Source organism: Geobacter sp. DSM 9736 (assembly GCF_900187405.1).
Taxonomy (GTDB): Bacteria; Desulfobacterota; Desulfuromonadia; order Geobacterales; family Geobacteraceae; genus DSM-9736.
On the sequence record NZ_LT896716.1, the window covers coordinates 1,211,658 to 1,226,036 of the forward strand.

The 14,379-nt window shown below is 59.1% G+C and carries 11 protein-coding genes; all 11 read right to left on the bottom strand.

The features are described 5' to 3' along the window. Positions 1–195: 195 nt before the first annotated feature. On the bottom strand, positions 196–396 hold the full coding sequence (locus CFB04_RS05750; RefSeq protein WP_088534386.1) for a DUF1858 domain-containing protein: 201 nt from the start codon (positions 394–396) through the stop codon (positions 196–198). Positions 397–424: 28 nt separating this feature from the next. Then, positions 425–901 carry a transcription elongation factor GreA gene (greA, locus tag CFB04_RS05755; protein ID WP_088534387.1) on the bottom strand — a complete coding sequence of 159 codons (477 nt, stop codon included), beginning with the start codon at positions 899–901 and terminating at the stop codon, positions 425–427. A gap of 222 nt (positions 902–1,123) precedes the next feature. Next, complete coding sequence (carB, locus tag CFB04_RS05760) at positions 1,124–4,372, bottom strand: carbamoyl-phosphate synthase large subunit (protein WP_088534388.1); 3,249 nt, start codon at positions 4,370–4,372, stop codon at positions 1,124–1,126. 184 nt (positions 4,373–4,556) lie between these two features. Beyond that, positions 4,557–7,757, bottom strand: a complete 3,201-nt coding sequence (carB, locus tag CFB04_RS05765; RefSeq protein WP_088534389.1) for a carbamoyl-phosphate synthase large subunit — start codon at positions 7,755–7,757, stop codon at positions 4,557–4,559. 169 nt (positions 7,758–7,926) lie between these two features. Beyond that, the gene (locus tag CFB04_RS05770; RefSeq protein ID WP_088534390.1) at positions 7,927–8,256 is read right to left on the bottom strand and encodes a DMT family protein; all 330 of its coding nucleotides are present in this window, start codon (positions 8,254–8,256) and stop codon (positions 7,927–7,929) included. Then, a complete protein-coding gene (locus tag CFB04_RS05775) occupies positions 8,253–9,179 on the bottom strand; it encodes a radical SAM protein (protein WP_088534391.1) in 927 nt (308 codons plus the stop codon). Before CFB04_RS05775 ends, CFB04_RS05770 begins: the two co-directional genes overlap by 4 nt. Before the next feature lie 78 nt (positions 9,180–9,257). Beyond that, complete coding sequence (gene carA / locus CFB04_RS05780) at positions 9,258–10,385, bottom strand: glutamine-hydrolyzing carbamoyl-phosphate synthase small subunit (protein ID WP_088534392.1); 1,128 nt, start codon at positions 10,383–10,385, stop codon at positions 9,258–9,260. Positions 10,386–10,528: 143 nt separating this feature from the next. Beyond that, positions 10,529–11,803, bottom strand: coding sequence for a dihydroorotase (locus CFB04_RS05785; RefSeq protein WP_088534393.1), 1,275 nt, complete (start codon positions 11,801–11,803; stop codon positions 10,529–10,531). Positions 11,804–11,974: 171 nt separating this feature from the next. Next, positions 11,975–12,910, bottom strand: a complete 936-nt coding sequence (locus tag CFB04_RS05790) for an aspartate carbamoyltransferase catalytic subunit (RefSeq protein ID WP_088534394.1) — start codon at positions 12,908–12,910, stop codon at positions 11,975–11,977. A 31-nt stretch (positions 12,911–12,941) separates the two neighbouring features. Continuing rightward, positions 12,942–13,481: a bifunctional pyr operon transcriptional regulator/uracil phosphoribosyltransferase PyrR gene (gene pyrR / locus CFB04_RS05795; RefSeq protein WP_088534395.1), complete on the bottom strand. Its 540-nt coding sequence runs from the start codon at positions 13,479–13,481 to the stop codon at positions 12,942–12,944. Between the two features lie 215 nt (positions 13,482–13,696). Then, positions 13,697–14,365 (bottom strand): signal peptidase I, encoded by a 669-nt coding sequence (lepB, locus tag CFB04_RS05800; protein ID WP_088534396.1) that lies wholly within the window; start codon positions 14,363–14,365, stop codon positions 13,697–13,699. Positions 14,366–14,379 lie beyond the last annotated feature (14 nt).

Below are 14,379 nucleotides of genomic sequence, written 5' to 3' on the forward strand. Positions count from 1 at the left end.
GTCTCCTGACACCAATGCATTTTGTTGGAACGAAAGTCCTTCTACCGAGCGGCCCCTTTTTTTGTTTTGTGCCAACTTATCTTCGTATCATCTGTCGGGTGTAAAGCGGTGGAGGGAAATTCAAAATGAGGGAGATTCAAGAAAGAAAACAGAGGGCGTCTGCAGGCGCCCCCGAGAGTGGAAACATATGCTGCTTTAAGCGAAGAGCGCGTTGATGTCGCGGACGATGTCGTCCACGTTGAGGCCGTGGGCTGTGCATCCCTGCTCCAGCGTCTCGTTCTGTGCACCCATGCACCCGATGCACCCAAGGTTGTACTTTGCGAGAACCTTCACCACATCAGGGTGCATGCGCATTACCTGGGCGAACGTCATATCTTTGTTGACCTGCTGACTCATGGTGGAACTCCTTTCCCGGCTTTACGGTCTATTCGTATTTTATGTCGATGATCTCGTATTCCTTGAGACCAGAGGGGACTTTGACCTTGACGGTGTCATCAAGCTTGTGGCCGATGAGCGCCTTTCCTACAGGTGAGGTACACGAGATCTTCGACAGCTTGATGTCGGCCTCGTCTTCACCGACGATTTTGTAGGTGATCTCCTCCTCGGTGGCGGTGTCGTATAGGGTGACGGTGGAGCCGAAGACAACCTTGTCCGGCTTGAGGTTGGTGAGGTCTACCACATAGGCGCGGGCAAGCTTGTCCTGGAGCTCGAGGATACGCCCCTCGATGAAGCTCTGGCGGTGCTTCGCCGCGTCGTACTCCGCGTTCTCCGAGAGGTCTCCATGGGAACGCGCTTCGGCGATATCCTGAATGACCTTCGGCCGCTCCTCGCGGATCAGGCGTTTCAACTCTTCTTGCAGTGCTTCGTAGCTCTCTTTAGTCAAAGGTACGGAATGGGACATCCTTCAATCCTTGAACGGTTGTTGAAAAACAGCCATCTTGCCGCCGTCCTCGAAAGCCCCCGTGTGCGGCGTAGCGCTGCTACGCCTCCGTGGGGCTTCCTGCGGGTGCGACAACCTGGCTGTTTTTGAACAACCTGAGTGTCGTATGCTACCAAGAGTGTTCGTAAGCTATCAAACTGAGAGAGCGCCGTTGACGGCGCTCTGATTCATCTTCTGCTTCCTCTAGGAGAGAAATTCCTGGAGGGGTTTTACGTCCAGTTCTTCCTGCCGCATGGCGATGATACCGTCTACGGCCGCCCGGGCACCCGCTGTGGTGGTGAAGTAGGCGATGTTGTTCATGAGGGCGTTTCTACGGATTGAGAAGGAATCGGCGACTGCCTGGGCTCCCTGCGTGGTGTTTATCACCATGCAGATCTCGTTGTTCTTGATGGAGTCGACGATATGCGGCCGTCCTTCGACGACCTTGTTCACAATCTGGACCGGGATACCTTTCTCCTCGAGATACCCCGCGGTGCCGCGGGTGGCAACCAATTTAAAGCCGTTAGCATACAGGTTTCTAGCCGCTGAGACAATATGTTTTTTGTCGGCGTCCCGAACGCTGATGAACACCTTCCCCGTCTTAGGTAGCCGAACGTTCGCGCCTAGCTGCGCCTTGGCAAATGCCTTGGCGAAGGTGTCATCTATCCCCATCACCTCTCCGGTGGACTTCATTTCCGGACCCAGGATGGTGTCAACCCCCGGGAATTTTACAAATGGGAAAACCGACTCTTTTACTGCAACGTGCTTCGGCTCCAGCTCTCCCGTTACCCCAAGTTCGCGCAAGGTCTTACCCGCCATGATCCGTGCAGCAATCTTCGCCAAAGGACGACCCGTCGCCTTGGAAACAAAGGGGGCAGTGCGGGAGGCGCGCGGGTTAACCTCGAGGATGTAGATCTCGCCGTCCTTTACTGCAAACTGCACGTTCATCAGCCCCTTTACGTTAAGCTCCAGCGCCATCAGCTTCGTCTGGCGCTTGATTTCGTCGATGATCTCCTTGTCGATGGAGTACGGAGGGAGGGAGCAGGCGGAGTCGCCGGAGTGGATTCCCGCCTCCTCTATATGCTCCATGATCCCGCCTATCACAGCTTCCTTCCCGTCGCAGAGGGCGTCGACGTCGACCTCTATCGCCTCGTCCAGGAACTTGTCGACGAGGATCGGGTGCTCGGGGGAAGCCTGCACCGCGGTGTGCATGTAGCGGCGAAGCTCGTCCACCTCGTAGACGATCTCCATCGCGCGACCGCCGAGGACGTAGGAGGGACGGACCACAACGGGATAACCGATCCGGTCGGCCACCTTCTCCGCCTCCTCGAAGGAGCGGGCGGTGCCATTCTCCGGCTGACGGAGACCGAGCTTGTGGAGCATCACCTGGAACCGCTCACGGTCCTCGGCGCGGTCGATGGAATCGGGGGAGGTGCCGATGATGGGTACCCCCGCCTTCTCGAGCGCCACCGCGAGCTTGAGAGGAGTTTGCCCGCCGAACTGGACGATCACTCCGTCCGGCTTCTCCACATCGACGATGGAGAGGACGTCCTCGTAGGTGAGGGGCTCAAAGTAGAGCCGGTCGGAGGTGTCGTAGTCGGTGGAGACGGTCTCCGGGTTGCAGTTGACCATGATCGTCTCGTATCCGTCCTCGGCTAGTGCGAAGACACCATGGACGCAGCAGTAGTCGAACTCGATCCCCTGCCCGATCCGGTTCGGCCCGCCGCCGAGGATCATGATTTTCTTCCGGTCAGTCGGCTCCGCCTCGCACTCCTCCTCATAGGTCGAGTAGAGGTACGGTGTATGGGCGACGAACTCCGCGGCACAGGTGTCGACCCGCTTGAAGACCGGTTTCACGCCGATAGAGAGTCGAAGCCTCCGAACCTCATCCTCCGTTTTCCCCCACAGCTTCCCGAGGAACTTGTCGGAGAACCCGAACCGCTTCGCCTCCCGGAGTTTGCTTTTCAGTTTCTCCTCTACCTCAACCTCTACCTTAACCTGTTTTAGCTCCTCCTCCTTCTCGATGATCTGCCGGATGTTGTGGAGGAACCAGGGATCGATGGCAGTGACGTTGAAAATGTCGTCGACGGTCATCCCGCTTCTGAAGGCGTCCGCCACGTACCAGAGGCGATCACAGTTGGGGGTCCGAAGTTTCTCCATGAGGAGCTGCTGCTCTTTCGATGTGAGGGCGCGGCGCGTCTCGTCGCTGTCCTTGAAGAGACGGGAGTCGAAGCCGCAGACGCCGATCTCCAGCGAGCGGAGCGCCTTCTGGAGCGACTCCTTGAAGGTTCGCCCGATGGCCATCACCTCGCCGACCGACTTCATCTGGGTGGTGAGGGTTGCGTCGGCGGCGGGGAACTTCTCGAAGGTGAAGCGCGGGACCTTCGTCACCACGTAATCGATGGTTGGCTCGAAGCAGGCCGGGGTCTCGCGGGTGATGTCGTTGGTGATCTCGTCGAGGGAGTAGCCGACGGCAAGCTTGGCGGCGATCTTGGCGATGGGGAAGCCGGTGGCCTTGGACGCCAGCGCCGAACTGCGGGAGACGCGGGGGTTCATCTCGATCACCACGAGGCGCCCGTCCCGCGGGTTGATGCCGAACTGGATGTTGGAGCCGCCGGTGTCGACGCCGATCTCGCGGATGATCTTGAGGGAGGCGTCCCGCAGGATCTGGTATTCCTTGTCGGTCAGGGTCTGGGCGGGAGCGACGGTGATGGAGTCGCCGGTGTGGACCCCCATCGGGTCCAAGTTCTCGATGGAGCAGATGATGACTACGTTGTCCTGGGTGTCGCGCATCACCTCAAGCTCGTACTCCTTCCACCCGATGACCGACTCCTCCACAAGAACCTCGTCCGTAGGAGAAGCCTCTATGCCGGAAAGAGCGATCTTTTCATACTCCTCCATGTTGTACGCAATGCCGCCGCCGGTACCTCCCAGAGTGAAGGAAGGGCGTACTATCGCGGGGAAGCCCACCATCTTCACAACATCCATGGCTTCCTCTCTGTTGTGTGCAAACCCGGACCGCGGCACGCCCAGGCCGATCTTCTCCATAGCGGCCTTGAAGAGCGTCCGGTCTTCTGCCTTTTTTATGGCCGGAAGTTTGGCACCGATGAGCTCCACACCGAACTTTTCAAGAACGCCATTTTCCGCCACCGCCACTGCCGTGTTGAGGGCAGTCTGGCCGCCGAGAGTCGGAAGCAGCGCGTCGGGGCGCTCCTTCTCGATGATCTTCGCCAGCATCTCCGGCGTTACCGGCTCCACGTAGGTTCGGTCCGCAAAATCCGGATCGGTCATGATGGTGGCCGGGTTGCTGTTGAGGAGCACCACCTCGTACCCCTCCTCCTTGAGCGCCTTGCACGCCTGGGTACCGGAGTAGTCGAATTCGCACGCCTGGCCGATGACAATGGGGCCTGCGCCTATGATGAGGATCTTCTTTATATCTGTTCTTTTCGGCACTTTAATGCTCCTTTTTGTGCTGCCTGACAGTTTCTTAAAAACGGAGGTTGTTCAAAAATAGCCAGATCGTAGCACCCGCAGGAAGCCCCGCGTAGGCGTAGTACCCTCTGGGGCATAAACAGCGTTACGCCGCTCAAGGAGGCTTTCGAGGATGGCGGCGAGATGGCTGTTTTTCAACAACCGCTTACTTGATGGCAGCATGGTACTCCTGCAGGCTGCGCACCGAGTCCTGCCCCCGCTTGCGGGCGGCAATCCCCTCTGCGGCGGCAATGGCCGCAGAGGTGGTCGTGATATAGGGGACCTTGTGCTTGATGGCTGCCTTCCGTATGTACGAATCGTCGTGAAGGCTCGTCCTCCCCGACGGCGTGTTCACCACGAGATGCACGAGCCCGTTCTTGATGGCGTCGGCCACATTTGGTCGCCCTTCGTGCATCTTGAGGAGGACTTCCGCCTTAACGCCGTTACGGTTGAGGTACTCAGCAGTACCCTCAGTCGCCTTGATGCCGAATCCGAGGGAAGCAAAGCGGCGGGCAGCTTCCAGTGCTCCAGTCCGATCGTTTTCGGCAACAGTGATAAGCACAGAACCTTCCAGCGGGAGCTTCGCATTCGCCCCCTCCTGGGATTTGTAGAAGGCAAGGCCGTAGGAAGAGGCCATACCGAGGACTTCACCCGTGGAACGCATCTCCGGGCCGAGCACCGGGTCCACCTCGGGAAACATGTTGAAGGGGAACACCGCCTCCTTGACGCCGAAGTGGGGAACCGGACGGCGCACGAGGCCCATGTCCTTCAGCTTCCCCCCCAGCATCACCTGGACCGCCAGGCGCGGCATCGGAATGTTGCAGACCTTGGAGACAAGCGGAACGGTACGGCTCGCCCGCGGATTCGCTTCCAGAATATAGACACGGTCGTCGGAGATGGCGTACTGGATATTCATCAGTCCCACCACCCCCATCTCGACGGCAATGCGACGGGTATACTCTTCAATGGTGTCGATGTGCTTCTGCGGGATGCTGACGGGAGGAATTACGCAGGCCGAATCCCCGGAATGCACCCCCGCCATTTCGATATGCTCCATAACCGCCGGGACGAAGGCATCGGTGCCGTCACTGATGGCATCGGCCTCTGCCTCTATCGCATTCTGGAGGAACCGGTCGATGAGTATGGGGCGCTCAGGTGTGACGTCCACCGCCTTAGCCAGGTATTCCCGCAGCATTTCCTCGTCATGGACCACTTCCATAGCCCGGCCGCCGAGGACGTAGGAGGGGCGAACGATGAGCGGATAGCCGATTCGGGCGGCTATAGTCAATGCATCTTTCAGGTTATCCGCCATTCCCGATTCGGGCTGGGGGATGCCCAGTTTGTGCATCATTGCATTGAACTGCTCCCGGTCTTCGGCCATGTCGATGGTATCGGGAGAAGTGCCGATGATCCGCACACCGGCATCCTGCAATTGACGGGCGATATTCAGGGGGGTCTGTCCTCCGAACTGCACGAGCACCCCTTCCGGCTGCTCCTTCGCATAGATCGACAGCACATCCTCCACGGTGAGCGGCTCGAAGTAGAGCTTGTCGGAGGTATCGTAGTCGGTCGAAACCGTCTCGGGATTGCAGTTGACCATGATGGTCTCGTACCCCGCGTCTTTCAGGGCAAAGGCGGTATGGACGCAGCAGTAGTCGAACTCGATTCCCTGGCCGATGCGGTTGGGGCCGCCGCCAAGGACCATGATTTTCTTCCGTCCGGAGACGGAGACCTTATCGGGTGCATTGTAGGTTGAAAAATAGTAGGCGGCGTTCTCGACCCCGCTCACCGGCACAGGCTCCCATGCTTCCGAGAGCCCAATGGCAATCCGCCGTTCGCGGACCGTCTTTTCCGTAAGCCCGAGAATCTGCGCCAGGTACCGGTCCGCAAAGCCGTCCTTTTTCGCCTGAAGGAGCAGTTCGTCGGGGGGGAGGTCTCCCTTGTGGGCGAGCATACGCTCTTCCAGCTCCACGAGCTCCTTCATCTGCTGCAGGAACCAGACCTTGATGTGGGTCCGCTGATGGAGCAGCTCGAGGGACGCTCCCTTGCGGAGCGCCTCATAGAGTATAAACTGCCTCTCGCTGGAAGGTTCCGCCAGCATCTCCATCAGCTCGGGAAGACTCCGCCGATTGAAGTCCCTCGCGAAACCGAGGCCGTAGCGGCCGTTCTCCAGGGAGCGTATCGCCTTCTGGAGCGCCTCCTTGTAATTCTTGCCGATGCTCATCACTTCGCCGACCGCCCGCATCTGCGTGCCGAGCTTGTCCTGGACGCCCCTGAACTTTTCGAAAGCCCATCGGGCGAACTTTACTACGACATAGTCTCCGCTGGGGGTGTACTTCTCAAGGGAGCCGTCCCGCCAGTAGGGGATCTCGTCGAGGGTCATGCCGGCTGCAAGAAGGGAGGACACGAGAGCGATGGGAAACCCCGTCGCCTTGGAGGCGAGAGCCGAAGAACGGGAGGTGCGGGGATTGATCTCGATGACAACGACACGGCCGCTCCTGGGGTCGTGGGCGAACTGCACGTTTGTGCCGCCGATAACCTCTATGGCGTCAACGATCCGATAGGCATAATCTTGCAGCCGGGCCTGAAGCTCCTGAGTGATAGTCAGCATCGGTGCAGTGCAGTATGAATCGCCGGTGTGCACCCCCATGGCATCGACGTTCTCTATGAAGCATACGGTGATTTTCTGGCTCTTGGCGTCGCGGACGACTTCCAGCTCCAGTTCCTCCCAGCCGAGGACAGACTCTTCGACCAGCACCTGACTGACCGGACTGGCCGACAGGCCGCGGCTCACGATGGTCTCGAACTCATCCATATTATACGCAAAGCCACCGCCTGTTCCCCCCATAGTGTAGGCAGGACGTATAACAACCGGGAATCCGATCTTCTCCAGTACTGCCTTAGCATCTTCCATAGTGTGGGCGATGTCGCTGCGGGCCGTCTCGATGCCGAGAGCTGTCATGGTATTCTTGAAGGTCTCTCGGTCTTCGCCCCTCTTGATGGCGTCAAGATTGACGCCTATGACCTTGACTCCGTACTTCTCCAGGACACCGGCTTCAGCCAGGGCGCTGGAAAGATTCAGCCCTGTCTGCCCGCCCAGATTAGGCAGCAGCGCGTCGGGGCGCTCCTTGGCGATGATCTCGGTGAGGGTCGGCACGTTGAGCGGCTCGATGTATGTGGCATCCGCCATGCCGGGGTCTGTCATGATCGTGGCCGGATTGGAGTTCACAAGTACGATACGGTAACCGAGCGCCCGCAGCGCCTTGCATGCCTGTGTTCCGGAGTAGTCGAATTCGCAGGCCTGACCGATGATGATGGGTCCCGAGCCTATGATGAGGACTTTGTTGATGTCAGTACGTTTCGGCATTGTTGCTCCTGAAATGGTTGTTGAAAAACAGTCATCTAGCCGCCGTCCTCGAAAGATCCCGTGTGCGGCGTAGCGCTGCTACGCCTTGGGGCTTTCTGCGGGTGCGACGACTGTCTGCTTTTGAACAACCTTTGGTTTCAAACCGTTATCTGGTTAACATCTTTAAAAATCAGCCCCGGAAGATGAAGAAGACTGCTCCGGCGAGGCAGCAGCCGGCCCAGAGGTAGTTGAGGCGGATCGGCTCACCCATGTAGAGGATTGCGAAGGGGACGAAGACCGAGAGAGCGATCACTTCCTGCAGTATCTTCAGCTGACCGAGATCGAAGGTGCCGTACCCGGCCCGGTTTGCCGGGACCTGAATGAGGTACTCGAAAAAGGCGATCCCCCAGCTGACGGCCACGGCAATGTACCAGGGCGCGGCTCGCAGGTTCTTCAGATGGGCGTACCACGCGAAGGTCATGAAGATGTTCGAGAGTGCAAGCAGTACGACCGTTCTCATACCGGCTTCCGATCCTCGTCGAGCTCCTGAACCCATCCGTTCTCGAGCCCTGCCGCCTCTAGGGCCTCTACAGCTATCTCATACTCCTCCGCGGTGACGGCGCGGTCCATCCCCGGAATACCGGCCGCCTCCCCTGCCGGGAAGTACTGGCTCATCAGCGCAATATGTGTCTCCCGGCCGAGGTGCTCCGCGATCCAGGGGAGGGTTTCACTGCTCCCCGCCCTCCCCTCCGGGAGGACCAGGTGCCGGATGATGAGACCCCGGACGGCGATGCCGTCGTCATCCACCAAAAGATGCCCCGCCTGGCGAAGCATTTCTGATACGGCGGCCCGGTTATGCTCCCGGTAGCCGGGGGCGCCGGAGAGTTCCTTCGCTACCCGGTCGACGGCGTACTTCATGTCGGGGAGGTAGATGTCGACCACTCCTTCGAGGAGGCGAAGCGCATCCACCGTCTCGTACCCGCTCGAGTTCCAGACGAGGGGGAGACGGAACCCCTTCGGGATCGCGAGCCAGAGGGCCGCAAGAATCTGCGGCAGGAAGTGGGTCGGCGTCACGAGGTTCACGTTGTGGGCGCCGCGCCGCTGGAGGTTGAGCATCCTGTCGGCAAGCCCGGTGGTGGTGAGGTCTTCCCCGTTCCCGAGGTGGCTGATGGGGAAGTTCTGGCAGAAGGGGCAGCCGAGCGTGCACCTCGAGAAGAAGATCGTCCCCGAGCCCCTGCTCCCCGAAATCGGCGGCTCCTCTCCGCGGTGGAGGTTCGCCGAGGCGATCCGCGGCCGAACGCCGCTACGGCAGCGTCCCTCCTCCCCCCGGATGCGGTCCACCCCGCAGCGGTGGGGGCAGAGGTCGCAGCTGCGAAGCCGGGCATACGCCTGCCGCACGCGTTCTAAAAGCTCACCTGATTGAAAAAGATCAATGTACTTCATAATCGTGAGAGGTAAGACGTGAGACGTAAAGACGTGAGACGTAAAAGCTTTGACTTCTAACGTCTAACATCTTACGTCTCACGCCGTTTTAAACTTCTCCATCATCTCCGTGAAACGCGAGAACAGATAGTGCGAATCGTGCGGCCCCGGCGAGGCCTCGGGGTGGTGCTGGACCGAGAATATCGGGAGGTTGCAGTGCATCATCCCCTCCACCGTCTGGTCGTTGAGGTTCTCATGGGCGAGGCTGCATGTATCGACAAGGGACTCGATGTCGACGGAGAAGCCGTGGTTCTGAGCAGTTATCTCCACCCGCTTCGTCTTCATGTCCATCACGGGGAGGTTCGACCCGTGGTTGCCGAACTTGAGCTTGATGGTCTTCCCGCCGAGCGCGAGCCCCAGGAGCTGGTGCCCGAGGCAGATGCCGAAGATCGGTTTCTTCCCGATGAACTTGCGGATGTTCTCCTGCACCTCCGTCATCGGCTCCGGGTCGCCGGGACCGTTGGAGAGGAAGATCCCGTCAGGATTCATGGCGAGGGCCTCGTCGGCGGGGAAGGTCGCCGGAACAACCGTCACGTCGCACCCCGCGGAGACGAGGCAGCGCAGGATGTTGTACTTGATCCCGAAATCGTAGGCCACCACCTTGTACTTCAGCTCCGAGGGCGCCGCCTGCCCGTAACCATCCCCGAGCTCCCAGAGCTTCTCAGTCCAGTGGTACGGCTTCGCGCAGCTGACGCCGCTCGCCAGGTCGAGCCCCGCCATGCTCGGAAGGGCCTGCGCCTTTTTCACGAGACTCGCATGGTCGAAATCGACGGTCGAAATGATCCCGTTCTGGGCACCCTTGTCCCGCAGGTGCCGGGTGAGCGCCCTCGTGTCGATCCCCTGGATCCCCACCACCCCGTTCTCCTTGAGGTAGGCGTCGAGGCTCATGGTGGCCCGCCAGTTGGAGTAACAGTCGAGGTATTCCCTGACGATGAAACCGGAGAGATAGAGCTGTGCGCTCTCGATATCCTCGTGGTTGATGCCGGTATTGCCTATCTGGGTGTAGGTCATGGTGACCATCTGCCCCTTGTAGGAGGGATCGGTGAGGACCTCCTGATAGCCGGTCATGGCCGTGTTGAAGACGACCTCCCCGCTCGCTTCGCCGGAGGCGCCGAACGAGGTTCCTTCAAAGACGCGCCCGTCGGCAAGCGCCAGTACCGCTTTCATACAAACTCCTTCTTGACGATCAGCCACAGAGACTCAGAGACACTGAGATGAGAGCAAACTTCACAGGTTAAAAGCACTCTCTGAAGTCCTGGAACCAGAAATCGAAGTTCTCTGTGTCTCTGCGCCTCTGTGGCAAATTGGATTTACCGTTTATACACGACCTTGCCGGCGACGATGGTGCACACCGCGGCGCCCTTCATCTTCTCGCCGAGCCAGGGTGAATTCTTCGACTTGCTGGACAGCCCCTCCGCCGTCACTGTCCACTCGAGCTTCGGGTCGATAAGGGTGATGTCGGCGGGTGCGCCCTTCCTGAGGGTCCCGCGGTCGATCCTAAGAATTTTTGCCGGGTTGGATGCCATTTTCTCAACCATTGCAGCAAGAGTCAACACCCCTTCCTCCACGAGGCGGAGGGAGAGCGGGAGCGAGGTTTCAAGGCCTATGATCCCGTTCATGGCGAGGTTGAATTCGATATCCTTCTCATCCAGATGATGCGGGGCGTGGTCGGTGGCGATGGCATCGATGGTCCCGTCGGCAAGCCCCGCCTTGATAGCGGCCATGTCCTCCGCCGACCGAAGCGGCGGGTTCATCTTTGCATTCGTGTTGTAGCCGCGCACCGCATCCTCGGTGAGGGTGAAGTAGTGGGGCGCCGTCTCGCAGGTAACCTTCACCCCCCGCGCCTTGGCGTTCCGGATGATGCGCAACGCCCCCTTAGTGGAGACGTGGGCGATGTGGACCGGGGAGCCGGTGAACTCGGCGAGGTAGACGTCACGGGCGGTGGCGGAGTCCTCGGCGGCCCAGGGAATCCCCTTGAGGCCGATCTCGGTGGCGGTGAACCCCTCGTTCATCACACCCTCCCCCACGAGCGCCAGGTCCTCGGCATGGGAGATCACCATCATCCCCATTCCGCGGGCGTACTCGAGAGCACGGCGCATCACCTCCGAGTTGACGACGGGCCGGCCGTCGTCGGAAACCGCGACGCATCCGGCTTCCTTGAGCTCCCCCATCTCGGCGAGGGTCTCGCCCTTGCTCCCCTGGGTAATGGCGCCGATGGGGAATACGTTCACCACCCCTTCCGCCTTCGCCTTGGCGAGGATGTAGGTGGTAATCGCCTTGTTGTCATTGACCGGCTTCGTGTTGGGCATGCAGGCGACGGAGGTGAACCCGCCGGCGGCCGCTGCGCGGGTGCCGGTGACGATGTCCTCCTTGTACTCAAGCCCCGGGTCGCGCAGGTGGACGTGCATGTCGATGAGCCCCGGCGTCACGATTTTGCCGGCGGCATCGATCGTCTCGACCTTCCCCGCCGGAGAGAGCCCTTTGCCGATCTCCTTGATCGTCCCGTTCTCCACGAGAACATCGAGCGTATCGTCAATCCCCTGCGACGGGTCGATCACCCGTCCTCCCTTGATCAGCATATTCATGATTCACCTCGTAATCGTAGATTCACTGTTTTCGCCACAGAGACTCAGAGGCACGGAGATACTTCTTATAAGGCTCCAGATTTTGGTTCCCAGCTAGTCGGCGCGCTTATCGAAATCTCTTTAGGTTTCCTCAGTGTCTCCGTGGCTCTGTGGCGGAAGTATTTCGGGGGTTTATTCACTTGTTAACTCCCCGCCGCTTACATGGTACAGCATCGCCATCCGGACGGCGACGCCGTTTTCCACCTGCTTGAGGATCCACGACTGGTCCCCGTCGGCAGCGTAGGAGGAGAGCTCGACACCCCTGTTGATGGGGCCCGGGTGCATCACCATCGCCCCCGGCTTGGCGAGCTTCAGGTTCTCCGGATTGAGGCCATAGTAGCGGGCGTATTCCCGCATCGTGGGAAGCATCGTCTTCCCCTGGCGTTCCAGCTGGATGCGGAGCATCATCACCACGTCGGCATCGGCGATGGCATCGCGCATGTCGTTGCAGACGGTGACGTTGCCGAGCCTCTCCACACCCGCCGGGATCATCGTCGGCGGGCCCGAGACGAAGATCTGCGATCCCATTTTCGTGAGCCCTGAGATGTTGGATCGGGCGACGCGGCTGTGACTGATGTCCCCGACGATGGCGACCTTCAGCCCCTCCAGCGTCCCGAAGCGGTCACGCATGGTCAGCATGTCGAGAAGCCCCTGGGAGGGGTGCTCGTGGGCTCCGTCTCCGGCGTTGATGATGGAGCTCTTGAGGCGGCTTCCGAGGAAGTAGTGGGCGCCCGAGACGTTGTGGCGCATGACGATGATGTCGGGTGCCATCGCTTCAAGGTTCTTCGCGGTATCGAGGAGGGTCTCCCCCTTGGTGGACGAGCTGGTCGAGGTGCTGATGTTTACCGTGTCGGCGGACAGCCGCTTCCCTGCGATCTCGAACGATGTGCGGGTGCGGGTGGATGCCTCGTAAAAGAGGTTGATGATGGTTTTGCCGCGAAGGGTCGGAACCTTCTTGATGTCACGGCTGTTGATCTCCCGCATGTTCTCCGCTGTGTCGAGGAGAAGCAGGATTTCCTCCTTGGTCAGATCCTTCAGCGCAATAATGTCCTTATGTTTGAAAACCATGTTACTCCCCCTCCAACGGTTAGAGTACGCGCTACGGCTTCTCGACAATTACTTCAACCGGCTTTTCGTCGGCATCGAAGGCTACGATGATGCTCTCGGCACGGCTCGTAGGGACATTCCTCCCGACAAAGTCGGCTCTGATCGGCAGTTCACGATGTCCCCGGTCCACAAGGACCGCAAGCTGTATGGCAGTCGGCCTCCCATGGTCCATGAGAGCATCCAGGGCTGCCCGAATGGTTCGGCCTGTATAGAGGACGTCGTCGAAGAGCACCACACGCTTCCCTTCAATGCTGAACGGAATATCTGTGTTGCCGACAGGGAGGTGGGCGGTATGCCCCTTGATGTCGTCCCGGTAGAGTGTAATGTCAACCGCTCCCACAGGAAGCTTCACTCCTTCGATCTCCTCAAGCCGGAGGGCCAGCTCCTTGGCGAGATAGACTCCGCCGGTCCTGATCCCCACGAGGACCAGATCCTGCACCCCTTTGTTCCGTTCGAGAATTTCGTGGGCGATACGCGTAAGGGCTCTCCTGACCCCAGTGCTGTCGAGAATCACCGTTTTCTCAGCTGCCACGCTCTCTCCTTTCCGATGCGGCAGGTGCCGCACCCCTTCGGATTCGAACTACAAAAAAAGCCTTCCCGCGCGCAGGCGGAAAGGCTCTTGATATACATCGAGAGTATGCCGTTTCTCACCTTTGCTAACCTCACGGGGTTAAATTAAAAGGTAAAAGTCTGTTCGAAAAGTCGGGTGACATTATCACCCATTCCGTTTCCCGTCAAGGAAGAAAATCAGTCGATCAGTTTGCCGATGCTCCCGAAACGTACGCGGAAATTCTCCTTGTCCCAGGACCAGTACTTGATGAAGGCTAAACCCTTGATCTTGTCAGCGGTAACGAATTTCCAAAAGCGGCTGTCGTAGGAACGATCACGGTTATCACCCATGACAAAGTAGGCATCAGGGGGCACGGTAACGGGGCCGAAGTTGTCCCGAGGATTCATCTCTTTAGGGATGACCTCCTTCTCCTTGTGAACCTCATGGGGATTCACGTATAGCTTACCGTTCACGAAAACCTGTTTGTTGCGCCCCTCCACCACATCGCCGGGAGTACCGACTACCCGCTTGATGAAATCCTTGCTCGGGTCCTCAGGATACTCGAAAACGATAACATCTCCCCGGCGCGGGTCCCGGATCTTGAGGACCTTTTTGTTGGTGAAGGGTATCTCTGTGCCGTAGATGAACTTACTGACCAGGATGTGATCCCCTATTGCCAGAGTATCTTCCATTGAGCCGGAAGGGATCTTGAACGCCTGCACCACGAATGTTCTGATTACGAGAGCGAGGAGGACTGCGATAATAATCGATTCGGCATATTCACGGACGATATGCTTCTTCTTCGGCGCGCTTTCTGCCTCACGAACCGCCTGCCCCTGCTTCTCCTCGTTGTTGTATTCTGTCATCGAAACAAGTCCCT

What these genes read in the sequence shown, in the direction of transcription:
- lepB (WP_088534396.1), bottom strand. Translation starts at nt 14,365, where the DNA reads ATGACAGAATACAACAACGAGGAGAAGCAGGGGCAGGCGGTTCGTGAG.
- carB (WP_088534389.1), bottom strand. Translation starts at nt 7,757, where the DNA reads ATGCCGAAACGTACTGACATCAACAAAGTCCTCATCATAGGCTCGGGA.
- CFB04_RS05750 (WP_088534386.1), bottom strand. Translation starts at nt 396, where the DNA reads ATGAGTCAGCAGGTCAACAAAGATATGACGTTCGCCCAGGTAATGCGC.
- CFB04_RS05775 (WP_088534391.1), bottom strand. Translation starts at nt 9,179, where the DNA reads ATGAAGTACATTGATCTTTTTCAATCAGGTGAGCTTTTAGAACGCGTG.
- CFB04_RS05790 (WP_088534394.1), bottom strand. Translation starts at nt 12,910, where the DNA reads ATGGTTTTCAAACATAAGGACATTATTGCGCTGAAGGATCTGACCAAG.
- CFB04_RS05770 (WP_088534390.1), bottom strand. Translation starts at nt 8,256, where the DNA reads ATGAGAACGGTCGTACTGCTTGCACTCTCGAACATCTTCATGACCTTC.
- greA (WP_088534387.1), bottom strand. Translation starts at nt 901, where the DNA reads ATGTCCCATTCCGTACCTTTGACTAAAGAGAGCTACGAAGCACTGCAA.
- carA (WP_088534392.1), bottom strand. Translation starts at nt 10,385, where the DNA reads ATGAAAGCGGTACTGGCGCTTGCCGACGGGCGCGTCTTTGAAGGAACC.
- CFB04_RS05785 (WP_088534393.1), bottom strand. Translation starts at nt 11,803, where the DNA reads ATGAATATGCTGATCAAGGGAGGACGGGTGATCGACCCGTCGCAGGGG.